Source organism: Corynebacterium sp. ACRPS (genome assembly GCF_022346005.1).
Classification (GTDB): domain Bacteria; phylum Actinomycetota; class Actinomycetes; order Mycobacteriales; family Mycobacteriaceae; genus Corynebacterium.
This window is the reverse complement of the sequence record NZ_JAKRMY010000009.1, coordinates 20,360-43,717: the sequence shown is the minus strand read 5'-3', so window position 1 is coordinate 43,717 and position 23,358 is coordinate 20,360. Positions and strand designations below refer to the sequence as shown.

22 protein-coding genes are annotated in these 23,358 nt (G+C 58.5%); 12 read left to right on the top strand and 10 right to left on the bottom strand.

Annotation, left to right across the window (positions count from 1 at the left end):
- Nucleotides 1-150: 150 nt before the first annotated feature.
- Nucleotides 151-2,580, top strand: coding sequence for a DUF262 domain-containing protein (locus MHX65_RS06620; RefSeq protein ID WP_239269382.1), 2,430 nt, complete (start codon nucleotides 151-153; stop codon nucleotides 2,578-2,580).
- A 91-nt stretch (nucleotides 2,581-2,671) separates the two neighbouring features.
- Here the strand turns inward: MHX65_RS06620 and uriH are convergent, their stop codons facing one another.
- Nucleotides 2,672-3,613, bottom strand: a complete 942-nt coding sequence (gene uriH / locus MHX65_RS06615) for a uridine-preferring nucleoside hydrolase UriH (RefSeq protein ID WP_239269381.1) — start codon at nucleotides 3,611-3,613, stop codon at nucleotides 2,672-2,674.
- Nucleotides 3,614-3,763: 150 nt separating this feature from the next.
- Between uriH and MHX65_RS06610 the strand changes: the two genes are divergently transcribed.
- The 3 genes from MHX65_RS06610 to hepT are packed head-to-tail and all read left to right on the top strand — an operon-like array spanning nucleotide 3,764 to nucleotide 5,873.
- Nucleotides 3,764-4,966: an amidase gene (locus tag MHX65_RS06610; RefSeq protein WP_239269380.1), complete on the top strand. Its 1,203-nt coding sequence runs from the start codon at nucleotides 3,764-3,766 to the stop codon at nucleotides 4,964-4,966.
- 56 nt (nucleotides 4,967-5,022) lie between these two features.
- Nucleotides 5,023-5,442 carry a hypothetical protein gene (locus MHX65_RS06605; RefSeq protein WP_239269379.1) on the top strand — a complete coding sequence of 140 codons (420 nt, stop codon included), beginning with the start codon at nucleotides 5,023-5,025 and terminating at the stop codon, nucleotides 5,440-5,442.
- Complete coding sequence (gene hepT / locus MHX65_RS06600; RefSeq protein WP_239269378.1) at nucleotides 5,439-5,873, top strand: type VII toxin-antitoxin system HepT family RNase toxin; 435 nt, start codon at nucleotides 5,439-5,441, stop codon at nucleotides 5,871-5,873. Before MHX65_RS06605 ends, hepT begins: the two co-directional genes overlap by 4 nt.
- Here hepT and MHX65_RS06595 read toward each other — a convergent pair.
- Nucleotides 5,859-6,368: a 2'-5' RNA ligase family protein gene (locus MHX65_RS06595; RefSeq protein WP_239269377.1), complete on the bottom strand. Its 510-nt coding sequence runs from the start codon at nucleotides 6,366-6,368 to the stop codon at nucleotides 5,859-5,861. The genes hepT and MHX65_RS06595 overlap by 15 nt on opposite strands.
- Nucleotides 6,369-6,717: 349 nt before the next feature.
- On the opposite strand from MHX65_RS06595, the gene MHX65_RS06590 reads away from it, so the two are divergent.
- From MHX65_RS06590 to MHX65_RS06575, 4 genes are all read left to right on the top strand, one after another.
- Nucleotides 6,718-8,664: a fructose-specific PTS transporter subunit EIIC gene (locus MHX65_RS06590; RefSeq protein ID WP_239269376.1), complete on the top strand. Its 1,947-nt coding sequence runs from the start codon at nucleotides 6,718-6,720 to the stop codon at nucleotides 8,662-8,664.
- A gap of 145 nt (nucleotides 8,665-8,809) precedes the next feature.
- Complete coding sequence (locus MHX65_RS06585; protein WP_005277447.1) at nucleotides 8,810-9,571, top strand: LamB/YcsF family protein; 762 nt, start codon at nucleotides 8,810-8,812, stop codon at nucleotides 9,569-9,571.
- Nucleotides 9,571-11,172 carry a 5-oxoprolinase/urea amidolyase family protein gene (locus MHX65_RS06580; protein WP_239269375.1) on the top strand — a complete coding sequence of 534 codons (1,602 nt, stop codon included), beginning with the start codon at nucleotides 9,571-9,573 and terminating at the stop codon, nucleotides 11,170-11,172. The genes MHX65_RS06585 and MHX65_RS06580 overlap by 1 nt, the downstream gene beginning before the upstream one ends.
- Nucleotides 11,162-12,949 (top strand): acetyl/propionyl/methylcrotonyl-CoA carboxylase subunit alpha, encoded by a 1,788-nt coding sequence (locus MHX65_RS06575; protein WP_239269374.1) that lies wholly within the window; start codon nucleotides 11,162-11,164, stop codon nucleotides 12,947-12,949. Before MHX65_RS06580 ends, MHX65_RS06575 begins: the two co-directional genes overlap by 11 nt.
- 30 nt (nucleotides 12,950-12,979) lie before the next feature.
- Here MHX65_RS06575 and MHX65_RS06570 read toward each other — a convergent pair whose 3' ends face one another.
- Entirely contained in the window at nucleotides 12,980-13,663 is a 684-nt protein-coding gene (locus tag MHX65_RS06570; RefSeq protein WP_239269373.1) for a hypothetical protein, read from the bottom strand.
- The gene (locus MHX65_RS06565) at nucleotides 13,660-13,806 is read right to left on the bottom strand and encodes a hypothetical protein (RefSeq protein ID WP_239269372.1); all 147 of its coding nucleotides are present in this window, start codon (nucleotides 13,804-13,806) and stop codon (nucleotides 13,660-13,662) included. Before MHX65_RS06565 ends, MHX65_RS06570 begins: the two co-directional genes overlap by 4 nt.
- A 116-nt stretch (nucleotides 13,807-13,922) precedes the next feature.
- Here MHX65_RS06565 and MHX65_RS06560 point away from each other — a divergent pair, with 116 nt between their 5' ends.
- Nucleotides 13,923-14,540, top strand: coding sequence for a GntR family transcriptional regulator (locus tag MHX65_RS06560; RefSeq protein ID WP_239269371.1), 618 nt, complete (start codon nucleotides 13,923-13,925; stop codon nucleotides 14,538-14,540).
- Between the two features lie 20 nt (nucleotides 14,541-14,560).
- On the opposite strand, the gene MHX65_RS06555 is transcribed toward MHX65_RS06560, so the two are convergent.
- The 3 genes from MHX65_RS06555 to MHX65_RS06545 all read right to left on the bottom strand — a co-directional run bounded on the left by MHX65_RS06555 (nucleotide 14,561) and on the right by MHX65_RS06545 (nucleotide 17,590).
- Complete coding sequence (locus MHX65_RS06555; protein ID WP_239269370.1) at nucleotides 14,561-15,340, bottom strand: putative hydro-lyase; 780 nt, start codon at nucleotides 15,338-15,340, stop codon at nucleotides 14,561-14,563.
- Complete coding sequence (locus MHX65_RS06550; RefSeq protein WP_239269443.1) at nucleotides 15,331-16,494, bottom strand: NRAMP family divalent metal transporter; 1,164 nt, start codon at nucleotides 16,492-16,494, stop codon at nucleotides 15,331-15,333. The genes MHX65_RS06555 and MHX65_RS06550 overlap by 10 nt, the downstream gene beginning before the upstream one ends.
- A gap of 196 nt (nucleotides 16,495-16,690) precedes the next feature.
- Complete coding sequence (locus MHX65_RS06545; RefSeq protein WP_239269369.1) at nucleotides 16,691-17,590, bottom strand: DUF559 domain-containing protein; 900 nt, start codon at nucleotides 17,588-17,590, stop codon at nucleotides 16,691-16,693.
- Between the two features lie 541 nt (nucleotides 17,591-18,131).
- Here MHX65_RS06545 and MHX65_RS06540 point away from each other — a divergent pair.
- Nucleotides 18,132-19,175 carry an RNase H family protein gene (locus tag MHX65_RS06540; RefSeq protein ID WP_239269368.1) on the top strand — a complete coding sequence of 348 codons (1,044 nt, stop codon included), beginning with the start codon at nucleotides 18,132-18,134 and terminating at the stop codon, nucleotides 19,173-19,175.
- A gap of 6 nt (nucleotides 19,176-19,181) precedes the next feature.
- On the opposite strand, the gene MHX65_RS06535 is transcribed toward MHX65_RS06540, so the two are convergent.
- Nucleotides 19,182-19,637: a YdcF family protein gene (locus tag MHX65_RS06535; RefSeq protein WP_239269367.1), complete on the bottom strand. Its 456-nt coding sequence runs from the start codon at nucleotides 19,635-19,637 to the stop codon at nucleotides 19,182-19,184.
- A 120-nt stretch (nucleotides 19,638-19,757) separates the two neighbouring features.
- Here MHX65_RS06535 and MHX65_RS06530 point away from each other — a divergent pair, with 120 nt between their 5' ends.
- Both MHX65_RS06530 and MHX65_RS06525 read left to right on the top strand, forming a co-directional pair.
- Entirely contained in the window at nucleotides 19,758-20,744 is a 987-nt protein-coding gene (locus MHX65_RS06530) for a LacI family DNA-binding transcriptional regulator (protein WP_239269366.1), read from the top strand.
- Between the two features lie 11 nt (nucleotides 20,745-20,755).
- Nucleotides 20,756-21,664, top strand: coding sequence for a ribokinase (locus tag MHX65_RS06525; protein WP_239269365.1), 909 nt, complete (start codon nucleotides 20,756-20,758; stop codon nucleotides 21,662-21,664).
- Between the two features lie 18 nt (nucleotides 21,665-21,682).
- On the opposite strand, the gene MHX65_RS06520 is transcribed toward MHX65_RS06525, so the two are convergent.
- The gene (locus MHX65_RS06520; protein ID WP_239269364.1) at nucleotides 21,683-22,546 is read right to left on the bottom strand and encodes an endonuclease domain-containing protein; all 864 of its coding nucleotides are present in this window, start codon (nucleotides 22,544-22,546) and stop codon (nucleotides 21,683-21,685) included.
- 301 nt (nucleotides 22,547-22,847) lie between these two features.
- Complete coding sequence (gene purE / locus MHX65_RS06515; protein WP_239269363.1) at nucleotides 22,848-23,348, bottom strand: 5-(carboxyamino)imidazole ribonucleotide mutase; 501 nt, start codon at nucleotides 23,346-23,348, stop codon at nucleotides 22,848-22,850.
- Nucleotides 23,349-23,358: the final 10 nt, after the last annotated feature.

Here is a 23,358-nt window from a genome sequence, read left to right as displayed (position 1 = left end):
GCAGCCTCCTAATGAACCGACATCAACCCTGAGCCGGACCCCAACACTGTCACCCGATTCACAGATTCAGAAAGGACAGATACACCACTCCACCGGACTTGACCTAATATAGCCTTGTCCTCCTAATTTCCTTCTCGCGAAAGGTCTCCCATGCGCGGCAGCATCCGCGAAATCTATACGCTTTATGATGGCAATAATCGCCGTCTCCTCATCCCCGTATACCAGCGCAATTACGACTGGCAGCACAAACAATGTGCCCGGCTTTTTGACGATCTCGAGGAAATAATCCTTAGCGACCGAAAGAAACACTTCTTCGGCGCGGTAGTCGGGAAGAACCAAGATTCCTGGAATTGGATTGTCATCGATGGCCAACAGAGGCTTACCACCGTCAGCATCCTCATGCTTGCTTTCGCTCATGCCCTCCGAGATGGCGAAATCCAGAGTGAAGATCCCTCGCTTGCTGAGAAAATTATTTCTGACTACCTGCGAATCGGCCACAACAAGGAGAACCCGCGTTTCAAGCTTAAGCCTGTAAAAGACGATGACAATGCTTATCAGAAACTATTTGGTCCTGAAAGTGAATTCATCAACTCATCGAATGTAACGTCTAACTACCGTTTCTTCCGAGAAAAGCTGCGTTCTACCCCTTTAGACGCTGACCAGGTTTGGAAAGCGATCTGCCGCCTCGAAGTAATGCACTTGGATTTGGAGGAATACGACGAGCCCCAGCGCATCTTCGAAAGCTTAAACTCCACCGGTTTGGAACTTAAAGAAGCTGACAAAATTCGCAACTTTGTCCTCATGGGCTTGGACTCTACGCAACAGGAAAGGTTATATAACGAACGCTGGAATCCGATTGAAGACAACTGCAACTTTCAGACCGACTCTTTCATTCGCTGGTATCTCACTACGTACACCACCAAGACCCCACGCGAACAAGACGTTTATGAGGCATTCAAATCTTTCGCTTCCAAGCGCAAGACGAATATGCCAGAGCTCTTGGATGATTTATACGCCTATTCCAAGTATTTCCGTGAAATACGCGAATCCGATACCGGTTATCCTGAAATAGACACGCAGCTAAAGCGCATGAACGAATTTATGGGCGCTGTGGTTCTACCATTCCTTATGCCGCTTCTTCGCGATGTCCACGAATCCAAGACGACGCCTGAGGACTTCCTCGAAGTGTTGCTCACCATCGAGTCCTATATCGTCCGCCGATTTGTCACCGGCATCGCTACCAACTCACTCAATAAAATCTTCGCGACTATGTACGCGGAGGTCAGTAAGCTTCACTCAGACGGCACCCCATTCGCCCCAATCGTCATCTATCAGATCAACAGGCGTTCAGGCAGCGGTCGTTTCCCCACCGATGCTGAGTTCAAGGAAGCCTTTGCCACCAAAGACTTCTACAACATTCGGGCATACTGGCGGCAGTACCTTTTCAATTGCCTGGAAAACGGTGATTCAAAGGATATTCGCGATGTCTCCAAGGCGCTTGCTGAAAATAGGATTTCCATCGAGCACATCATGCCCCAGACCCTTACTGATGCTTGGCGCCAGGAGCTCGGTGACAGGGCCGAAGAAATTCACGAGTCATGGTTAAACCGAATTGGCAATCTCACGGTCACCGGCTACAACTCTTCCTACTCGAATTCTCCATTTACCATCAAGAAAACCATGGAGAACGGCTTCGACAGCTCGCCGTATCGCCTCAATGAGCTCCTGCGGGAATCCGATCGCTGGTCCTTACCCCAGATTGAAAAGAGAAACGAGGTCCTTACCGATAAAGCATTAGATTTCTGGGAAACTAAGTCAACCAACTTCGCACCGCCAGAGGCAGTACTCCCAAAGGAGCCGATGGGTGAAAGCGAAGAATTCAGTGGTCGAAAAATTAGCGGATTTGAATTCGGCGACTTTAGAAAGACCACTAAATCGTGGGCTGACATGGTCGAAGCAGTACTGAAGTATTTACTTCACGAGCACCGGACTGAAATTCTTTCTTTCGCAGAATCTTCGAAATTCCTTCGGTCTAAAAAGCCTACCACCGAAAAAACTGGGTCTTTCCGAAAGATTGAGGAAGGCCTTTATGTTCAGGTTGGCAACAACACTTCTGCCAAAATCTGGTTCCTTCGAAGCCTTTTCGAATATCTCGACTTAGATCCAGAAGATCTTGTATTCACCTTCCCTGTATCCAAAACAGGTCGGACAGATGACACAGGAGACCAAGATAGCAGCGACACTTCAGGCAAGTATGCAGAGCTCACTAAGTTCTATGATCAACTGGTTGAAGCACAAGAGCTAAAGGGTACGCCCCAGAGTACCGAGTCACTTCGCAGTGAGTTCATTAAGGACTTTGAATACTTTAGTGTCACAGACCCCCAAGCATTATTTGGCGGTAAAGAGCTCGCGGAATTCATTTCGTCCACCGCGATCCCTGAAATGAGCGACGACCAAGTCCTAGCTGTACTCACTCAGCACATCAAAGTGTCTCAAATGCTTGGTGGAAGTTATCTCCACCAAGAAATAATTAACGGCTCAATCGCTGAGCTAATTCACCGATTGAGCGAGTTTTCATAAAACCCATGAGGACTTTTACAGAGCCCCAAACAGCCGTGATATGCCCTGCAATTAGCAATACAGCGGCTGTAACAGGGCTAATGGCTCACTTTTAGGCCAGGTTCTTTAACGCGTCAGTAACCAAGCGCCAGAACCCCGCGTGATCCAACTTGGTAGCGACTTGGGTATGGCAGCTGTCATCGGCGGGTTCACGTAAGTCAGTCACGGTCATGCCGGTGGTAAGTGCGCCGGCAAGCTCGACATGGACGGGCGCTTTGCGGGTTTGTACGATGCTCGGATCGATGAGGTAAGCCACCGTACACGGATCGTGCACCGGGGGATCCGTAAAGCCTTGGTTTTGCTGATACGCCTCGCGGAAGAAACCGAAGAGTCCGACAACAAAGTCCGAGACGGGTGTATTCAACGCCTTAATTGCAGCTTCGACCTCGGCTGTTGCTAGTGCTTGGTGGGTAAGGTCGAGCCCGACCATGGTGACCAGCCACGGCTCTTCGAAGACGATATGTGCTGCCTCAGGATCGATCTTGATATTGAATTCGGCGACTGGGGACCAATTGCCCTCGTGGTAGCCGCCGCCCATGAGCACGACCTCTTTGACGCGCTCGACGATGCGCGGTTCTTTACGCGCCGCCATAGCGATATTGGTCAACGGCCCCGTTGGGACCAAGGTAATGGTGCCGGGTTCGTGGGACATGACGGTGTCGATGATGAAGTCGATGGCGTGGGCATCGGCAAGCGCGGTGCTGGGCTCCGGAAGATCGACGCCGTTGACGTCCATGCCGGTGGAGCCGTGGATCGCCTCAGCGACTTCTACGGGGCGCACGAGCGGGCGATCGCAACCGGCGTAGACAGGAATCTCTGGGTGGCCGGCAATTTCCTTGACCACGAGGGCATTGCGGGCAACCTTGTCCAAGGTCTGGTTGCCGCCGACAGTGGTAATGCCCAGCAGATCGATGTTGGGGTTTCCCATGGCCAAGAGCAGGGCTACCGCATCATCGTGGCCAGGGTCGCAATCCAGAATAATTTTTCGCGTCATGTCTCGAGCCTACTTTTGGTCGGTGAAGACCGCCACGGTTTCATCGTGTGGCACAGCTTCATTTCCTCCGTGCTCACCAGCTGTACCCTGGAAAGCAGCAAGTCACCCCGCAAACGGTATGAACCGTCGTGGAAAGGAATTCGCCCCACCATGTCGACAGTTTCTGACCGCCTGACTCACGCGCAGCAGGAGTTTAACGCGGTAATTTCCACCATCCCTTTTGATGAGGACACCGTGGATACTGCCCCTACGCTGCACGGATTACCCGTTGCCTTTAAAGACATCGTGGATATCGCCGGAGTGCCAACGACCTGTGGCACCAACGTTGATACGGGACCGGCTCCAACGCAGAATGCCACGGTGGCACAGCGGCTAATGGATGCCGGCGCGATTCCCGTGGCCAAGGCCAACCTCCAGGAATTTTCCTATGGCATCTTGGGCGATGCCTCCGCGTATGGCCGCGTCATCAATCCGCGTGATCCGCAGGTCTGCGGCGGCGGATCCAGCTCTGGGTCGGCGGCGCTGGTTGCGTGCGGAGCGCTCGATCTCACGGTGGGTTCCGATAGCGCAGGTTCTGTGCGTGTCCCGGCCGCCAGCCAAGGCGTGCTGGGATTTAAGCCAACCACCGGCACGATCCCGCTCGATGGGGTCTTCCCCTTCGCGCCAAGCTTCGATTGCATCGGATTCTTCGCCAGCTCCATCGACCTCATCGAGCAGGCCCTGCTAGCAACGGCGGATAAGACACCGGAGCCGGCCGAGAATGTATCCACCATCGATGTCTCTGCGCTGAATACCAAAGGTGAGCGCTTTGCTGGTCTGCTGTCTGCGCTGCAGGATTCCACGTTCACCGCCGTAGAAGACCTCGATTACTCCCAGCTCGAATCCACCATTGCTGCCACCGCGAAGCTCTACGCGCCGATGCGCCTCAAGGAGGCCTACGCCGTCCACCAGCCCTACCTCGATCAGCGGGATAAGTACCAGGGCGTCATCTTGGAGCGCGTCCTGGGCGGGCAGGATATTACTCAGGCAGAATACGACGCTGCAGCGCAGCAGGTACAACAACTGCGTACGGAAGCACTAACGCTTGTCGATGCCTCCCCCATCATCCTCGCCCCCACCCTCGACGCCGGTCCCATCAGGTGGGACGACATCACTGCAGAAAATACTGCGGATTCTGCTGGCAGCCTGCGCCGCTGGACCGAGCCATTCAATGTCTTGGGCTGGCCGGCGATCACTATCCCGCTGCGCACGAGGGAAACCACGGGGGTGGGTGATGCGGTGCAGGTCATCGGCAAGCCGGGCCAAGACCTCACCGTTTTGCGCGTCGCCCGCGAGATTCAGGCGCTGCTTTAGGCACAGTACAATTCTTCGTGCATCCGCCTGCTCACGGCGTTGGTAAGGTGATGGTTATGAGCACTCCAGCACAGCTTGCCGCGCGGTTGCGCGCCGAGGCCGATGACGGGTCCTTGGAGTCATTCTGCTTGGATACCGGCATTGACCTGCTGGTTCTTTTTGGCAGCGCGCACGTCAATGCCGCCAATGCGAATGATGTTGACCTTGCCTATTCGATCGATTTCTCGCGTGCGAAAGCTGACCGGCCGAACGTGCTCGACGTTGCCACGGCGTTTTACTCCCGCTATGGCGACGGCATCGATCTCATGTGCCTGGATACTGCGGACACGGTGGCGCAGCATGAAGCTCTGCAAAAGTGCGACCTCTTGGTCGATCCATCCAATACCAAATATGGAACGCTGCAAATGATGGCGGCACGGGAGTACATCAATACGGCGTACCGCCGCGAGTTCGAGCTCAGGAGCTTAATGTCATGAGTCCACGGGATTTTCAATCAGACACTATCCGCAAAAGGCTTGTCTCCCTCCAGCGCATACTTGGAGAACTTGAAAAATACCGGGATTCAGACGTGGAAGAACTGCGCTCTGACCTTTCACAAATGTATGCCGTGTTTTTCATGCTGCAGCAAGTAATCGATCTTGCCACGGATATTAACCAACACATTGCGGCAACGACCTTAAACGTTGCGGACTCTAATAGCCGTCGCGGTTTCGAAGATCTCATTCGCGCGGGCGTTTTGCCCTCCGACCTGGAGCAAGATTTCTATAAGAGTGCGGCTTTGCGCAATGTCATTACTCACCAATACGTTGAAGTGGATTTGGGAATCGTCTCCAATTCAATCCCGCGAGTATTAGATGTATATACGCAATATGTTAAATCGATTTCGCGCTGGCTAGCCTCCCGCTAGCACCGTCTTTTCTTGCGTGTGCGGGCGCCAATACGCCGCTTCTACTGCGTTAAGTTCCTTGAAATGCGAGGACGTCAGCTCATCCATCGCGGTTAAATAGCCACCCACATCCTCGCGCGGTAAGCGCAGGCCCATGGTCAGGTGCGGCGTCCAGCGCGGACCGCGGCCCTCAGGATTGGCGGCGCTAATCTTCCGCGCTGCCATTTCGAGTTCATCGCTGGTCTCTAATAAGCATGCCACGGTCCGTTTCCTCTTCGTGCCGAAGATGACGTTTCCCACGCGCCGAAACGTCGCCGGAATGACCGGCGGTAAAAGCTCCGCGGCAAGCTCTACAACGTGGGGCTCCATCTCCTGCGCGAAAGTCACCGTAATATGCGGGCGCTGATTTTGTACGGGGAATCCGCGCTCGGCAAGACCTGCAAAGATCTCCCGAATCTGCTCTTCCTGCTTTTTCGGCAGGTAGAGCAGGATATTATCCGGCGATGCTGTACTCACGATGCGGCTTTCTTCGGTTCAAGTGGGCACGATTCATTCGTGTGCCCAAGATGCGGGCGGTTTCGGTTCTGTTTCTAGGGTACCGCCGGTCAACAATCGTTCGATCTCCGCGATGCTATAGGTCCCATGCTCATTTTGAGCAAAGTCGCCCCTCAAAAATCGCATCGCGCCTTCAATTGACGCAGAGGAGGATGCGCATAGGAGGTTGCGCATAAGACCCTGCACAGAAGAGGTTGTACATCGGGCACTGCGCATTGGCTCCCGCGCATAGGCCCCCATACAGCGGACTCTGCGCAAAGAACCTCCCCTTTTCCTTGTGCTCGTTTACACGGGTGCCTTTAATAAGAGTATGAGCACATCAGATTCTTCGCCTTTCATTCTCGCCATCACGGCGTGCCCAACGGGTATCGCCCATACCTATATGGCCGCCGAGAACTTGGAGGCCGCCGCCAAAAAGCTGGGCTACCGCATCAAGATTGAAACGCACGGTTCCATCGGAGTGGAGGGCAACTTCAGTACACAAGACATCGAGGAAGCCGATTCGATTGTTATCGGTGCCGATACGACCATCGCGAAGGACCGATTCCACGGCAAGCGCTTGGTGGCAACCGGTGTGGACGAGGCCATCAAGCACCCAGAGCGGCTGTTAACCAAGTCCTTGGAGGCAGCAGCGTGGAAGGGTGAGGATAACGGGGCATCGGAAAGCGAGGCGGAGGACGCTGCGGGAGATGCTGGGCTGCGCGGTATTGGGCAGACCATGTACAAGGCGCTGATGAATGGCGTTTCCCACATGATTCCCTTCGTGGTTACCGGCGGATTGCTCATCGCCGTGGCGCTGTCCTTGGGCGGCACGCCCACGCCGGAGGGGCTGTCGATTCCTGAAGATAGCTTCTGGAATACGCTCAATGAACTTGGTGGCCTGGCATTTTCGCTGATGGTGCCGGTCTTGTCTGGTTACATTGCCGTTGGCATCGCGGATAGGCCGGGGTTAGCGCCAGGGCTTATCACCGGGCTCATCGCCACGACCGGTTCGCTGTACGGGTCCGAGGCCGGAGCCGGATTCTTGGGAGGTATCGTCACCGGTATCCTCTCCGGCTACGTGGCCCTTGCAATCAAGAAGATTCCGGTGCACAAATTCATCGCGCCGATTTGGCCGATTATCGTCATCCCGATTTTCACCACGCTGATAGTGGGCTTGGCCTTCATCTATTTCATCGGCGCGCCGATTGCCAGCGCCTTCGAGGCCATGACCGAATACCTCGGTGGGCTGCAGGGCTCGTCTGCGATTGTGCTGGGTCTTATCATTGGTGCGATGATCGCCTTCGATATGGGCGGGCCCTTCAATAAGACAGCCTTCCTGTTTGGCGGCGGCATGATCGCCGCGGGGAATGCAGCCCCGATGGGTATGGCCGCCGCCGCGATTGCGGTTCCGCCGCTCGCAGTGGGCGTGTCCACCCTCCTGCGCCGCGGTTGGTTCAATAAGGCGGAAAAGGATTCCGGTATCGCCGCGCTATTCATGGGATTTTTCGGCATCACCGAAGGCGCCATTCCCCTAGCGGCGGCGCGTCCCCTGCAGGTCATCCCGGCCAACGTCGCCGGTGGTGCCGTCGCCGGTGCGATGGCGGGCGCGTTCGGGGTCCAAGATCATGTCATGCACGGTGGCCCCATCGTCGCCGTCCTCGGCGCGGTGGATCAAGTGGCGTGGTTCTTCCTGTCCATGCTCTGCGGCGTTGCCGTGTGTGCCGCGCTCATGCTCCTGCTCATTCGCCTGACACAGCGCTCCCCGGAAACAGACAAGGAAACGGAGTCACCCGCAGTGCTCCCTCTTCTCGGTACCTCTACTATCAGCCTCGATGAACCGCTCGGTTCCGATCCGAAGGACGTCATCAAGTCGCTCGTTTCCCTCGCCGCCGCCGATGGCCGCATTAACGACGCCGCCGCGGTTGCCGATGCCGCCCTGAACCGCGAGGCCCAACACTCCACCGGCGTGGGCCACGGCGTGGCCATCCCGCACGCTCGTTCCGCCGGAGTTTCCGCACCAACTCTGGCCTTCGCCCGGCTTCCCGAGGGCGGTATCACCTGGGCAAGCGGCGAAGAGCCCACGACTTTAGCGTTCCTTATCGCCGTTCCCGATGACGCCGGAAAACAGCACTTAAAGCTGCTGTCCACCCTCGCCCGCGCCATCATGAAGGAGGATTTCCGCGCCCAGCTGCACGAGGCCAGCTCCTGTGAAGAAGCAGAAGGGATCATCTCCTCTGTCCTCCAGGTCGAACCCCAAGCCGCCGTGGAGTCTTAGTTTTCTTCCTTGCCCACGGCCGCTCCTGAGAGGAGCTGTTCTATCGACACCACTCCGCCCAAAGAGTAACCGCCTTCACAAATGGCAGTGGCACGGGTTACACTTGGAACCACACTTATTGTTCAACAATTAAGGATGGTGTTGAATGGCTTCGCTCCACATTGATCTCAACGCGGACTTGGGTGAAACCACCGCCGGCAACCCGGTAGCCGATGATGCCGCGATGCTGGAGATGGTCTCCTCCGCCAATGTCGCCACCGGCTTCCACGCCGGTGATCCGCACTCCATTGCCCAGACCCTGAAGGCTGCGGCGCGTGCGGGAGTCACGGTCGGAGCACACGTGGGCTATAACGATCCGGCCGGCTTTGGCCGCCGCTTCATCGACTACAATGCAGCGGAGCTCGCGGACGAGGTCACCTACCAAATTGGTGCGCTCGATGCGCTGGCGCGCGCCAATGGCACGCGGGTGTCTTATGTGAAGCCGCACGGCGCGATGTACAACACCATCGTCAAAGACGAAGCACAAGCCAAGGGAGTTATCGCAGGCATCAAGGCCTTCGGTGACCTCCCCGTGATGCTGCTGCCGGGCGGCCTCGCGGTCGATATCGCAGAATCGCAAGGCCTCACCGTCATCCGCGAGGCCTTCGCGGATCGCAACTACAACCCGGATGGCACGCTGGTCTCACGCAAGCAGGACAATGCGGTGATGGGGGATGAAGGGGATGTCGTCAAGCGCGTGCTTGAAGTCGCCCAAACCGGCTCCATTACCGCCATCGATGGCACCACGCTCGATGTGGATGCCCAATCCGTGTGCACCCACGGTGACTCGCCGGGCTCCGTGAAACTGCTGCGCGGTGTGGTCGAGCGCCTCAGCGCGGAAGGAATCGACATTCGGAGCTTTATCTAATGCCGCATATTCACTTCGTTGGCACCCGCGCCCTGCTCATTGATTTGGACGGGCTTGAACAGGTCATGGCGTGGCATGCGGCGCTGTCCGCTAAACCGCTGAAGAATCAGGTGGATTGCATTGCCGCCGCCACCACGTTGCTCATTACCTTTGAGGCGCCTAATTCCGCGCGCGCGGCCGCAGAGTTTCTGGCAGACTTCTCCCCTGCCGCCGCTACCGCGAAGGAAGCGCGCACGGTAGACATCGACGTGCTTTACGATGGCGAAGACGTCGACGCCGCCGCCGAGCTCCTCGGCATGTCGCGCGAGGCCTTGATTGACTGGCATACCTCTGCCGAATGGACCGCCGCCTTTGGTGGTTTTGCCCCCGGTTTTACCTACTGCGCGCCTTCCGATCCGGCCCAGGCCAAGGCCGTGCCACGCCGCTCCGATCCGCGCACGGCCGTTCCGGCTGGCGCCGTGGGCATCGCGGGCGAATTCTCTGCGGTCTACCCGCGCGTTTCGCCAGGCGGCTGGCAGCTGCTCGGTACCACCAATACCCCGATGTGGGATTCGCACGCGAACCCGCCCGCGCTGGTGCAGCCCGGTGACCGCGTGCGCTACCGCGCCGTGGACGAGCTGCCGGACTTGGTGGATCGCAGCGCGGAATCCAAGCGCTCGCCGGCCCGCCTGCCCCGCATGGAGGTCCTCGATGCGGGCCTGCTCACGCTTTATCAAGACCTAGGCCGCCCCGGTGTGGGCGACCTCGGCGTGACCCCGTCCGGTGCCGCCGACCACGCCGCCGCGGCAACCGCGAACGTTGCCGTGGGCAATCCGCGGGGCGCGACGGTGCTAGAAAATATCGGCGGCATTAAGCTGCGCGCGCTTACCGATACCGTCATCTGCGTTACCGGCGCCACCGCGCGCGTTCGCCTGGGTGAGATGCCCGTGCACCTCGCCCGCCCGGTGCTCGTAACCGCCGGCCAGACTGTGACGGTCGGTGCCGCAACGGTGGGTATGCGCAACTACGTGGCCATTCGCGGCGGCATCATTGCCGAGTCCGAGCTCGGCTCCTCTGCCACCGACGTCCTCTCCGGCCTCGGCCCCGATCCCGTCACCACCGGCGATGTCATCGGTGTGCTGCCGCGCTCCACCGGCATGACGGATGCACAATTGGTCAACCCCCTGCGCGTATCCGCTGACTCCGCCGGAAAAACGCGCGCGACGCTGCGCTGCGTGCTGGGCCCGCGCGATGACTGGTTTGGCGATAATATCTCCACCTTCCTGGATACCGAATGGGTCGTTTCCTCTGATTCCAACCGCGTTGGCCTGCGGCTTTCCGGGGCTAAAGGCAGCGCAGAGACTTCCGATATCACCGTGCAGCGCGTGAAAGACGGCGAGCTCCCCTCTGAGGGAATGGTGGCCGGTTCCATCCAGATCCCGCCGAATGGCAAGCCGGTGGTCTTCCTGCGCGACCACGCGGTCACCGGCGGCTACCCCGTCATCGCCACCGTGCTGGAGGAAGATATCGACATCGGCGCGCAGCTCCCGCCCGGCGCGCGCGTGACCTTCCGCCTCGTGACACCCCAAGCTTTAAATACTGGAGAAGAAAATGCAGATTAAAACCGTCTTCATTGCTAACCGCGGCGAAATCGCCGTGCGCATCGCCCGCGTGGCCCGCGACTTGGGCATTAAATCCATCGCCATTTATTCCGAGGCCGACGCCGGCGCCCTGCACACCCAGGTTGCCGATGAAGCCTATGCGCTGCCCGGCAATACCGCCGCCGATACCTATATGAATATCCCGGCGCTACTGGATATTGCAGTGCGCGCCGGTGCGGATGCTATCCACCCGGGCTACGGTTTCCTCTCCGAAAACGCCGACTTTGCCCGCACCGTCACCGATGCCGGCATGATCTGGATCGGCCCCTCGCCGGAATCCATCGAGCTTTTGGGCGATAAGATTGCCGCCCGCCGCGTGGCCGAAGAGGTCGGCGCGCCCCTGGCTCCGGGCACCTCCGATCCCATTGATGATTGGCAGGAGGCCCGCGCCTTCGCCGAGGAGCACGGCCTGCCGATTGCCATCAAGGCCGCTTATGGCGGCGGCGGGCGCGGACTCAAGGTCGTGGACTCCATGGATGAAATCGAGGGCGCTTTCAACTCCGCCGGGCGCGAGGCCATGGAGGCATTCGGCCGCGCCGAGTGCTACGTGGAGAAGTTCCTTACCCACCCGCGCCACGTAGAAGCGCAGGTCTTGGCGGATACCCACGGCAACGTTCGCGTGCTGGGCACCCGCGATTGCTCCACCCAGCGCCGCTTCCAAAAGCTCATCGAGGAGGCCCCGGCGCCCGCGCTTTCCGATGCCCAGCGCACCGGCATCATCGAAGGCGCCCGCTCCATCTGCTCCCACGTGGGCTATACCGGAGCCGGCACCGTGGAGTACATCGTTTCCGAGGATGGCACCATCTCCTTCTTGGAAGTCAATACCCGCGTCCAGGTCGAACACCCCGTGACCGAGGTGGTTACCGGCACAGATATCATCGCCGAGCAATTCCGCATCGCCGCGGGCGAGCCCCTTTCCATCGCTGAGGATCCAGCCTCCACCGGCCACGCCTTCGAGTTCCGCATCAATGCCGAGGACATCCTCAACGGCTTTGCCCCCTGCCCCGGCACCATCGTCTCCTTCGAGCCGCCCACCGGCCCCGGCATCCGCGTCGATTCTGCTGTCCGCTCGGGTTCCATTATCCCGCCGTACTATGACTCGCTCATCGCCAAGCTCATCGTCTGGGGCCCCACGCGCGAGGTGGCCCTCGTCCGCTCGCGCCAGGCGCTGCGCGAATTCGATGTCTCCGGCGTGCGCACCGTGCTGCCCTTCCACCGCGACATGATGGACGAGCCAGCGCTTATTGGCACCGCGTCTTCCGCCGAGGCCGATGCCGGCGCCAGCGAAATCGGCGTCTTTACTGACTGGCTGGATCACAACTACCGGCCTTCTGCCGCCAACCAGGTAGACAAGGTCGAAGCAATCTACACCAAGCGCCGGACGGTCGCGGTAGAAATCGATGGCAAGCTCGTCAATATCGGCGTGCCCATGGACTTCCTCGCTGGTGCCGGTGCCGGCGCCGGCGCGGGCGCCGCGGGTGATTCCGGTGCCACCGCCCCCTCCACTGCCGGGGCGCAGTCCACCGACGATAACGCGGTCACCTCCCCCTTCGAGGCCAACCTCGTGGCCTGGAATGTATCCGATGGCGATAGCGTCTCCGAAGGAGATTCCATCGCCACGGTTGAGGCCATGAAGATGGAATCTGCCATCAAGGCCCCGCGCGGCGGCACCATCAAGATCCTTGCTGAAGAGGGCGACCGCCTGGATTCCGCGACGGTGATTGCGACCATCGACTAGCGCATGCTGCCTGCCGGTGGGCCCGCGCACCTACCTGGGCGCCTGGCCGTGCAAATACTCGCCAAGGTAGGGCAAGAGGAAACGCACGGTTCCATAGCGGCGGCTAGCGATGAGATCGCGTTCTAAAAGCAGCTTGCGGGCCATGAAAATGGCATTGGGAGTCTTGCCCAGGCTCGCGGCGATGGCACCGGTGGGAATATCAGCGCCGTGTTCGGTTTCCAGCTCCGCCATGGCGTTGAGAAAAGCGCGCTGGGCGTCAGGAACATTCTTCAACGCAATCCTGTGCACCTGGTTGCCCATGTGCGCTGGAATCTCGCGCGCAATGGAGGACACGTGACGCTCCTCGATGGCATCCGCCCCATCGAGTACCGCACGGGTCCACGCCAAAGCGCCGACCAGCTGCAATAGGTACGGATAGCCCTGCACCAATGCGGTCGCCTCTTTTAAAGCGTGCTCGCTGAAACCGCGCCCAGCCGCGGTAGCGGTGCTGTGCAGGGTATCGGCTACGGTGGCATCATCAAGCAGCCCCAAATCCAGCCTTTGAGCGCGGCGCAAAAAGGTGGTGCCCTCATGCTCCAAAAGTTCTTCTACCCCAAACGTCAATCCCGCGGCGGCGAAGGCGATATCGTATTCGTCGCGAATGAGATCCTGGATGGCGGTTGCGAGCTGTGCAAGCTCATCCACGGAAGCCGCTTGCACCTCATCGACAGTCAACAGGACACCAGCAAGGCGCGCTGCATGCTGCCCACGCCGCCCACGAGCCCATAGTTAAACGAGCTAATTTCAAATTCGCGCCCGGCCAGCTGCACCGGCGACGCGCCGAAACTGGGGCGAAAAGGATTCTTATCCAGAATCACTATGCCAGAGCTTCCATTTAGATCCTTTAGAACTTTGCCACCTCTTTAGAACTTTTAGATCTTTAAGTCATACGGAATGGCCGTTGACGCCTCACCCATTCAGTAAGGTGAGGGTCATGCTTTCCCAGTCCGTCGCCACCGCTTTGCGCCAAGAGATGTCGGCCGGCAATTTTCAGCCCGGCGAGCAGCTCAGCGAGGTAAAGGTGGCCGAGCAATTCGGTTGCTCCCGCAATACCCTCCGCGAGGCTTTCACCACGCTCGCCGCCGAGCGCCTGGTCGAGCGCATCCCCCACCGCGGCGTCTTCATCGCCACCCCGGATGCCGCCTATATCCGCGATTTATTCGCCGCCCGCGCCGCCATCGAGCCGGCCGCGGCGCGCTGGGGCGCGTTTGCCGATGCCCCCTCGCTTATCTCCCTCGCCTCCTCCGCCTTCGAGTGCGCGAGGCGCGATAAGCACCAGGAAGTCTCCTCCATTAACCAGCGCTTCCACCAAGCCCTGGTGGCAGGGCTGGGTTCCCCCACCTTGGATGAGCAGATGAGCAACCTGCTCGCGCGCATGCGGCTTACCTTTTTATTGGTCATCCCCCGCTACCCACAGCTGCACGCCGAGCACATTCAAGGCAACGTGGATGTGGCCACGCTCATCGCGGATGGAAAACGCGAAGAGGCCACCACACACTTGCGCGATAGCCTCTTAGAAACTTGCGATACCATCTTATCCTTCACGGACTAATTAAGCGGCGGGGTCAATACCTAAGGGATGAGGTACTCCGCATCGCGGGCATTGGTCACCAGCATCTTGCCCGGGGCATGGGAAATAGCCAGATCTGGCTTTGATTCCATCACGATGGCCTGCGGGGTAACCCCACACGCCCAAAAGACGGGCAGGCAACCTTCTGGAATGTCCACCGCATCACCAAAGTCCGGGTGCGCTAAATCCGCAATACCGATAGCCGCCGGATCCCCCACGTGCACCGGAGCGCCATGCACGGACGGATAGCGAGAGGTAATGCGCACCGCATCGGAGACCTGCGATGCCGGAATCGGGCGCATCGATACCACCATCGGTCCGGAGAATACGCCCGCAGGAGTAGTAGGGATATTCGTCCGGTACATCGGCACATTGCGCTGCTGCTTAATATGCGCGATCTCGATACCCGCATCCACCAGCGCCGTTTCAAAGGTAAACGAGCAGCCGATAAGGAAGCTGACCATGTCGGGGGTGTAATAGGAGGTGGCATCGGCAAGCGTGGCCGTGTGCTCACCATGCTCAAAGATGCGATAGGCCGGGATATCGGTGCGGATATCGCCGCCAGGCAGGAGATCAGAGGTGTACTGTCCCGCCTCAAGCACGCCGACGATGGGGCACGGCTTGGGATTGCGCTGGGCAAAAAGCAGGAAGTCGAAGGCGTATGCGCTGGGCAGCGAGAGCAGGTTGGCCTGCATGTATCCCCGCGCATGCGCGGCGGTGGTGGTCATCTCGTGGGTGCGCGCGAACTCGCGCACCTCTTCTGGCGTGTGCATTATGCCCATATCGCTGTGATTCCTGAGACTGCTCGGAGGCCGATGAAGATGGTAAGCAGCCAGGCCAGGCCGCCAAGGATTAGGAGCCACTTTGGGTACTTATAGCCCTGCAGCAGATCCTTGCGGCGCCAAGCCACCCACATCACCAGCGCGAAGCCGATGGGAAGGATGAGCCCGTTAATCGCACCGGCGAAGATCAAGAGCTTTTGCGGCGCGGAGTTGATTATTACAAAAATGACCGTACAGACCGTAATGAAGATGACGGTGAAGATATTCCGAGTCCGGGCCGAAGTTTCCTGGGTGGTCACGAAGGATACCGAGGTATAAGCGGCACCGATGACGGAAGATAGGCCCGCAGCAAAGAGCACCATGCCGAATGCGCGGAGACCGAATTCACCGGCCGCGTGGTAGAAGGCATCGGCGGCAGTATTATTTTCTTTTAGCGTGACGCCGGTAGTCACCACGCCCAATACCGCCAAGAAGAGCAGCATGCGCATAATACCGGTGACGATGATGCCGCTAACGGAGGTCCGCGTAATGTTCTTCACGTTTTCAACGCCAGATAAGCCCGCATCGATCAACCGGTGCGCGCCGGCGAAAGTGATATAGCCACCGACGGTGCCGCCGATGATGGTGGTGATAACGAAGAAATCGATTTCACCCGGCGCGACTGTATTCTTCAGCGCCTCCCCTACCGGCGGCTGGCTGACGATGGCCACGTACAACATGAGCAGGATCATCACCGCGCCCAGGGCGGCCACGAGGCGGTCCAGCGCCATTCCGGCGCGGCGGGAGAGGAAGATAAACACCGCAATCGCCGCCGCAATGACGCCGCCGATGCGCGCATCGATGCCCAGCATCGCGTTCAAGCCCAAGCCTGCGCCGGCGATATTACCGATATTAAAAATCGCCCCGCCGAAAAAGACGAAGCCGGCGAGCACCCAACCTAGACCGGGCAGGACGGTATTGCCCAAGGTATTGGCGCGCATTCCCGTCACGCAGAGCACGCGCCACACATTGAGCTGGATGGCAATGTCCACCAAGATGGACAGCGCGATAGCGAAGGCAAAAGAAGCGCCCATCTGGACGGTAAAGACCGAAGTCTGGGTCAAAAAGCCCGGGCCAATGGCCGAGGTAGCCATGAGGAACATGGCTCCCGCCATGGCGCCAATGCCCTTGGGCGGGGTTTTCGCATCCGCCTCCGCCCCCGCCGGTGACGGGGCGGAAGCCTGTTTTTCAGCACTCACTAGTCTCACCTTTCGTGACGCCGGTCTCTCTTAATTGTGATTCGCATCATCATAATTGCTATTACGGAGGTTGTTCAACAACATCTATAGCTAGGGGTACCACGGGGGTGATCTACGCTACTTTTCCCGTCTTTCGCCCCAGGTATTCAACTATTGTCTCTACGACCCTATTCGGGTCATTAACCAGCTCTTTTGGCCCAAACCTCAATACCGTAAATCGCTGGTTTTCGATTTCTCGTTGCCGGCGCATCTGTTCCTTGACCACTGTTTCCGGCGCTTTCCCATAAGTACCGTCGTACTTGGTATCCCCGTCGACCTCAATAATGAGCCACCCATCGATGCATAAGTCAGCCCGGTACTTTCCCAATACGCGAAATTGTGGGTACACAGTGGCCGAGGGAATCTTTTCAATAATTAACGCCCGCAACAGCGACTCGTACGGTGATTCAGAACCGGCATACGCATGCTCCACCACCATTTTCATGGGGAGAGGCCCCTTCATCCGAGCCATTACTGCCCGGGTTTCCTTTAGTTCTTCTACCGAAACTAGGCCCGCACGCAATGCGGAATCGACCGCAACAAGCCCCTCCGCAAACCCATGTAGCCTGGCGATATCCAAGCACGTCCGCGCCGGATTCGTCACCCGAACCCCAGACCTTTCCACCGATGTCTCCCCTATACGTGACATTCGGTAGTACTTTCGCGGCCAGTGCGTTTTCGGTGGGATACTTCCTGAAGGTGAAGCGAGTTCGACGACCTCATTTCTCCGCGGAATTACCCAAATTCCCCAAATACGCGCAGCCGACTTAGCCACCAATGACGCTCGGTGCGCACTTAGGCCGGCCGCTAAAGTAAGGGCAAGCTGTTGCTTATGCCATGGCCAGCTTTCCCACGTCGTTGTTTTCACTGCAATCCATGGAGCGACTCGCTTTAATTCGCCCGTGTACAGCGCGGGATAGTAAGGACTAGTTGAACCTGCGTAACGAAGATTAATTAACTCATGATTTAACATGCTCTTTATCTTCGCGGCTTCCTAGAGAAACTGCCGGGCGTGATGCTCCAAATGGTCACATTCTGAGCTCTCCGCCGGCAATCTGCACCGAACGGGTGACGGTCCACGGAGCGGACGGCCAGCATCTGTTGCGGAAGGCTAGGTAGTCGGCCGCTTTCAGTCAGGGGTTGGAGGGTCAGCCTCCTATGGTCAGCCTCCTATGGTCATCCTCCACTGCAATAACTGAGCAAACTAGCGCCTCAAATATCGCAAATCTTCTTCAAATGTTGCATGGGACCCTGCACTTTTGCGGAGCAACCTAAAGAGGCCTTTGAGCAACCGGTTGCGGAGCAACCTGAAGGGGCCTTTGCACAGCCCATTTCGGAGCTTCCTGAAGGGGCCTTTGCGCAGCTTCCTGAACAATCCGTTGCACAGCTCTTTTGTGGCACTGTTGCGAGACTGGCGGCAACGAGTACTAGAACTATCGAGAACCTTCACGAATCGAGCCCACATCAGGCGCGTGCAGCTCACAGCTGGAATGGGGCGTGATTTACTAGTACCAATGGAACCCCTCGAGCTCTCAGCACTCACCGGCACGCAATCGCGCACCTACGGCACCCGCAAAATTACCAAGAACATGGTGTCTGCGCCGGTGCATGTGGCGATCGCGTTGTGGGATGAACGCTGGGACTCAGCGGAGGACGGAACTATCGAGGGGTGGGTCATCGCGGTCAACACCCCGCAGGCACGCTTCGTGCGCAAAGGCCAGATCAAAAAAGGCGATATCGTCAAAGTTGCAGTAAACGAGCTACAGCGGGCCTTGCACGGAATAGATGGACGCACCTGGATTGTCACCGGGCGTAGGCAAAATGCGCTGCGAGCGACACTCGAGAAGCGCGGCTATACGGTGACGGGGAGCTTTGCGGGGGAGAATCGGGCATCGGCAAGCGCGAGCTCCGCACGCCGCAAACAAGCTGGTTTGACCGCACGGAAGGCCCGCAAGCTGGGCGAGGCCCCGAAGAAGAAGGAAACCAACCAGGTCGAAACACCAGAGGCGAAATGGTGGCCCAACTTCTCGCACACGACGTCGTGGCCGGCGGGCGCGGTGGTGCGCATCGCCACCGATGCCTCCTCCGATACCGTGTTCAAGGGCTCAATGTGTTTCGTGGCGGGAAACGGTGACTACCGCCTGCGCACCCGCGAGACGAAAGCTAGCACGGACGAACTGGAGCTTGAAGCGCTCACGCTCGCGTTAAAGTACCTGCTCAAGGTAGGTGCAACGAAGGCCGTGATCGAATCCGATTCCGTCGCGGCACTGGACGCGGTCAACCATATCCTGCACAAGAAGGGCTCCAAGGCGGCACGGTCTGGACGCAGGTGGCGCGGTGTCTCGTCTGGCGCGCGTTCCCGTTTCCAACAGGCCTGGGGCGACCTTGAAGGCACCTGCGAAGTGGACATCCGCAGGGTACTCGGGCATGCCGGAGATCCGCTCAATCGCGCCGCCGATCAGATTGCGTATATGGGGCTGCGCGCCATTGCCCACCCCATGAAGCAATCTCGGCCTACCTTGCAAAGCGGGATCAGTAAGGCACTCAAAGTGGTATAGCCTCGGTTACCTCCGCAGTCGCCGCCACAGGATTCGCGCCGCGGAATGCGGGGTCGCCGCAAGCTCGCGCAGGTAATTGCGCGGCATCGACAGCCACGGCGTGCGCGCGGAGTGAACGGTTATTGCAATGCCCAAATGCCAGGCCCACAATGCGGTGCGCAGGGCATGGAAATCGTTGGTGACCACCTGCAATACGGCATCTGGTGCGAGGCTGTGCGCGTTTTCTAGGTTCTCATTTGTACTGGTAGCAACCGGTTCCACGAGCACATCCCGAGGATCAACACCCCGCTGGATTAGGTATTCGGCCATCGCGCCCGCTTCCCCGCGGCCAGAGACGATGACCGTCTGCCCAGAATAGAGTTCGAGCGTCTTATCCAAACGCGATCGCAGCATGGCGCCTGGATGACCGTGGGTAACCCGGGAGCCCAAAACAAGGAGCGGATCTCGTGGGGAATTTTCCATGCTCATTAGCTTAGACCGGCGCGAACCCTTGACAGGCACAGGTACTGAACCGTAAATTGAAACATAAGTGTGCAATCGATTGCACACCCCGTCGAAGCTGCTCTACCCCTAGGAACCGAAATGGCCGCAACCACCCTCAAGCACGTAGCCGCTGCTGCTGGGGTGTCCATTTCCACCGCCTCGCGCGCACTGGCAGGAAACCCAGCTATTTCCGTAGCCACCCGCACGCGCGTAAAACAGGCAGCTGAACAGCTCAATTACCGCCCAAATGCCCAGGCACGCGCGCTGCGCAACGCACGGTCCAATGCCATCGGCCTCGTCATACCAAGCCTGGACAACTCGTATTTCGCCGCCATGGCCGCCGCAATTGAGCAAGAGGCTAATGCACACGGTTTTGCCACCATGATTACTAGTTGCGGCGAGGATCCTGCGCGTTTGGAACGCGCCCTCGATGCCCTCACGCAGCGGCAGGTCGATGGAATAATTACTGTTCCCCTCGATGGCGCAGAAGAGGCGATTGACCAAGCCCACTCCCATCGGCCGTTGCTATTGATTGACCGAACACTCGGAGAATTTCCCGCCGTGATTTCTGATCCCAGTCCGGGAATGCACAGGGCAATTGCGCAGCTCAAGGACAAAGGCCATACCTCGATTGGCTATCTTTCCGGCCCCCAAGAAACCTCTACCGGCAGGCAGCGCCTCGCTGTATTCACAGAAGCGGCTCGCGACCTTAATATCCACATTCACCACGGCAGCTTCCGGCACCGAGAGGGATACAAGGGTGCAATCGAACTACTTAATGCAGGGGTTACGGCCATCGTCGCCGCTGATTCGATGATGACTGCAGGCGCATTAGAAGCCTGTCATAATTCCGGCAAGGCCATTGGAGAGGAAGTCGCACTCGTCGGTTTCGATGACTTCATTTACCTGCGCTTCCAGCCGGCACCCATATCCGTAGTGGACCAAAACGTCGATCACATGGGCAAGATAGCCACCGCAGAACTCATCGCGGCCATCAAAAATAGGCGCCTGCCTCAAGGATCAATAATCGATACGCGATATATCCCCCGCATGTCCACCGCATTCACCGTAGAATCCGATTCATAGGAGGATTTCCAATGAGCAAGCTCACCGTCGTCGGCTCGATTAATGCTGACCTTATTGTCCACGCCGAACGCCACCCGCACCCCGGCGAAACCCTGCTGGGCTCCGGCGGCGAGATCCTCGCTGGCGGCAAGGGCGCAAACCAAGCGGTCGCCGCTGCGCAATTGGGCGCCAATGTAGCTTTCGTCGGCGCGGTCGGCTCCGATCCCTACGCCGAGCCCGCCATGCACTACATGCACAGCTCCGGCATCGACCTCAACGCGGTGGAACAGGCCGATACCACTACCGGCTTGGCGGTCATCACGGTCTCCGCCGATGGCGAAAACACCATCGTCATCTCCCCCGGCGCGAACGCTCTTGTCGATGCCCCCTTCGTCACCGCCCGCCAATCCACCATCGCCGATGCGGACGTGGTCCTGCTCCAGGGCGAAATCCCCGCCTCCGGTTTCAAAGCCGCAGTCGATGCCGCCCAAGGACGCGTAGTCGTCAACCTCGCCCCAGTCATCGAGGTGGACCGCGACGCGCTCCTGCAGGCCGATCCCCTCATGGCCAACGAGCACGAGGCTGGCCTCATCCTTGAGCAACTGGGCCTTTCTTCCACCGGCACCCCGCGCGAGCTCGCCCACCGCCTGGTTTCCGCCGGCTTTAAATCGGTGGTGCTGACCCTCGGGGCCGAAGGCGCCTACGTGGCAACGCCCGAATCCAACACGGATATCCCCACCCCACAGATCACCGCGGTCGATACCACCGGCGCCGGCGATGCCTTTGCCGGTGCATTTTGTACCAAGCTCCTTGCAGGCGCCACGCTTGTCGATGCCGCCACCTTCGCCGACCGCGTCGGTGCCTTTGCCGCCACTAGCGCCGGCGCCCAGCCGTCCTATCCCACGACCTCTTCGAGGTTGCCAGAGGTAACGCAAGAATAGAACTGCGTTCGGTGGTATCTAGCCGTAGATTGGTTCGGACTCAAATCCGGCGAGAATCCAATGCCACTGCCACACGGGCTTGTGAACGTGCGACGTGAAGTTGGTGTGGCCCTCGTCTGCTTCGATTATTTGCTGCACTACATCAACTAAGTGGTGCTTCACGCAGCTCCCCGAGTACCGCAACACCGTATAGCCTTTCAACGCAGCGTTATTTCCCTTCCACCGGTCCTTAATGAAGGTACCTAGGTCTTCAGCCTTGTGGTAGTCGTAACCATCAATCTCTACCGCCACCTTACCCACCACAATGTCCCACAGGTACGGACCGATTTGATGGTTAACCTGCACCTTTTTACCGCGCTTCTGCAATGCGCGGGCCACCTTCCTCTCCACTTCACTATCGGCACCGATGGCGGCCTTTTTCACCAGTTCTTTGACCCTTGCCGGTACCCGAGAGATAGCGCCCCATTCCTTCTCTAGGGCTTGTTTCCCGCGTCGCGTCTGATAGCGCGCTTCTAGCATCGCCAGCGCTTCCGCTTCACCTACCTCTCCCGCAGCCAATAGTGGATTCTGAACAGGAACGCCATCCTGGCTAAAGGTCGTTGTCTGCCGCGTACGCTGCACCTTTAACCAAGTAGAGTTCGCCAGCGGGTGCTCGTAGGCACAATGCAGCGGAAAGGTCAGTTCCTTCTTGGAATAGAGCTCAACCGCAGATTTCCCCGCGAGCATTATTCCAGGCCATTTTTCATGCACGATGCGAGCGAGCTCGAATGGCGTAGGTTTCCGCCACGTATACAACCCACGGCGAATTTTAATTATCTTGCCGCTGGCCAGACCGGACCGCAGTTGCCTTTGATTCAACCCCGATACTAAAAGTTCCTTCATCTACTCCCCCCTCGAAACAGTTACGCCCCGAGTGGAATTGTAAGTGAGGCAGCGCGGATTCGCAGGGCCACGTGCCACCGACCCCAGCCTTGAGGCGTCCATAATAACCGCGTTCCTCTAAATATCTGGCCAAAAAAATGAACAATCGCGGTTGTTTTGGACGCAGCGCCGCCCGATCAACGCCCTGGATGCCAGAAAACCTACGCACGCCATACAAAAACGCCTAAAACAACCGCATTCCTCTAAAAATCAGACCCCAAATTGGAGAAACGCGGTTGTTTTGGACGCAGAGTACTAGGGGCTACTCCCCTAGCAACTTCGAGCGCAGGTTCTTATCCTTCTGTTCGACTTCTTCTGCCATCTTTTCTTGGTAGGCAACCATCTTGTCTTGCAGCGCTGGGTCTCCGGCGCCCAGGATGCGGACGGCCAGCAGACCGGCGTTCTTTGCGCCGCCGATGGAGACGGTGGCCACGGGAACGCCGCTAGGCATCTGCACGATAGAAAGCAGGGAGTCTAGGCCATCGAGATCCTTGAGTGCGCGCGGAATGCCGATAACGGGCAACGGCGTGGCCGCAGCAACCATGCCTGGCAGGTGGGCGGCGCCACCGGCACAGGCGATGATGGCTTTAAGGCCGCGGGAGTGTGCGCCCTTGGCGTAGGCCAACATCTTTTCCGGGGTACGGTGGGCGCTGACCACGCCAACCTCAAAGGGGATGCCGAAGTCCGCGAGGACTTCCGCTGCGGGTTCGACGGTGGGCCAATCCGAATCCGAGCCCATAATGATTCCTACCTGCGGTTCCATAATGTCCTTT

Coding starts and splice junctions, on each gene's coding strand:
- MHX65_RS06620 (WP_239269382.1), top strand. CDS start 151: ATGCGCGGCAGCATCCGCGAAATCTATACGCTTTATGATGGCAATAAT.
- uriH (WP_239269381.1), bottom strand. CDS start 3,613: ATGACGCGAAAAATTATTCTGGATTGCGACCCTGGCCACGATGATGCG.
- MHX65_RS06610 (WP_239269380.1), top strand. CDS start 3,764: ATGTCGACAGTTTCTGACCGCCTGACTCACGCGCAGCAGGAGTTTAAC.
- MHX65_RS06605 (WP_239269379.1), top strand. CDS start 5,023: ATGAGCACTCCAGCACAGCTTGCCGCGCGGTTGCGCGCCGAGGCCGAT.
- hepT (WP_239269378.1), top strand. CDS start 5,439: ATGAGTCCACGGGATTTTCAATCAGACACTATCCGCAAAAGGCTTGTC.
- MHX65_RS06590 (WP_239269376.1), top strand. CDS start 6,718: ATGAGCACATCAGATTCTTCGCCTTTCATTCTCGCCATCACGGCGTGC.
- MHX65_RS06585 (WP_005277447.1), top strand. CDS start 8,810: ATGGCTTCGCTCCACATTGATCTCAACGCGGACTTGGGTGAAACCACC.
- MHX65_RS06580 (WP_239269375.1), top strand. CDS start 9,571: ATGCCGCATATTCACTTCGTTGGCACCCGCGCCCTGCTCATTGATTTG.
- MHX65_RS06575 (WP_239269374.1), top strand. CDS start 11,162: ATGCAGATTAAAACCGTCTTCATTGCTAACCGCGGCGAAATCGCCGTG.
- MHX65_RS06560 (WP_239269371.1), top strand. CDS start 13,923: ATGCTTTCCCAGTCCGTCGCCACCGCTTTGCGCCAAGAGATGTCGGCC.
- MHX65_RS06555 (WP_239269370.1), bottom strand. CDS start 15,340: ATGGGCATAATGCACACGCCAGAAGAGGTGCGCGAGTTCGCGCGCACC.
- MHX65_RS06550 (WP_239269443.1), bottom strand. CDS start 16,494: ATGGCGGGAGCCATGTTCCTCATGGCTACCTCGGCCATTGGCCCGGGC.
- MHX65_RS06545 (WP_239269369.1), bottom strand. CDS start 17,590: ATGTTAAATCATGAGTTAATTAATCTTCGTTACGCAGGTTCAACTAGT.
- MHX65_RS06540 (WP_239269368.1), top strand. CDS start 18,132: ATGGAACCCCTCGAGCTCTCAGCACTCACCGGCACGCAATCGCGCACC.
- MHX65_RS06535 (WP_239269367.1), bottom strand. CDS start 19,637: ATGGAAAATTCCCCACGAGATCCGCTCCTTGTTTTGGGCTCCCGGGTT.
- MHX65_RS06530 (WP_239269366.1), top strand. CDS start 19,758: ATGGCCGCAACCACCCTCAAGCACGTAGCCGCTGCTGCTGGGGTGTCC.
- MHX65_RS06525 (WP_239269365.1), top strand. CDS start 20,756: ATGAGCAAGCTCACCGTCGTCGGCTCGATTAATGCTGACCTTATTGTC.
- MHX65_RS06520 (WP_239269364.1), bottom strand. CDS start 22,546: ATGAAGGAACTTTTAGTATCGGGGTTGAATCAAAGGCAACTGCGGTCC.
- purE (WP_239269363.1), bottom strand. CDS start 23,348: ATGGAACCGCAGGTAGGAATCATTATGGGCTCGGATTCGGATTGGCCC.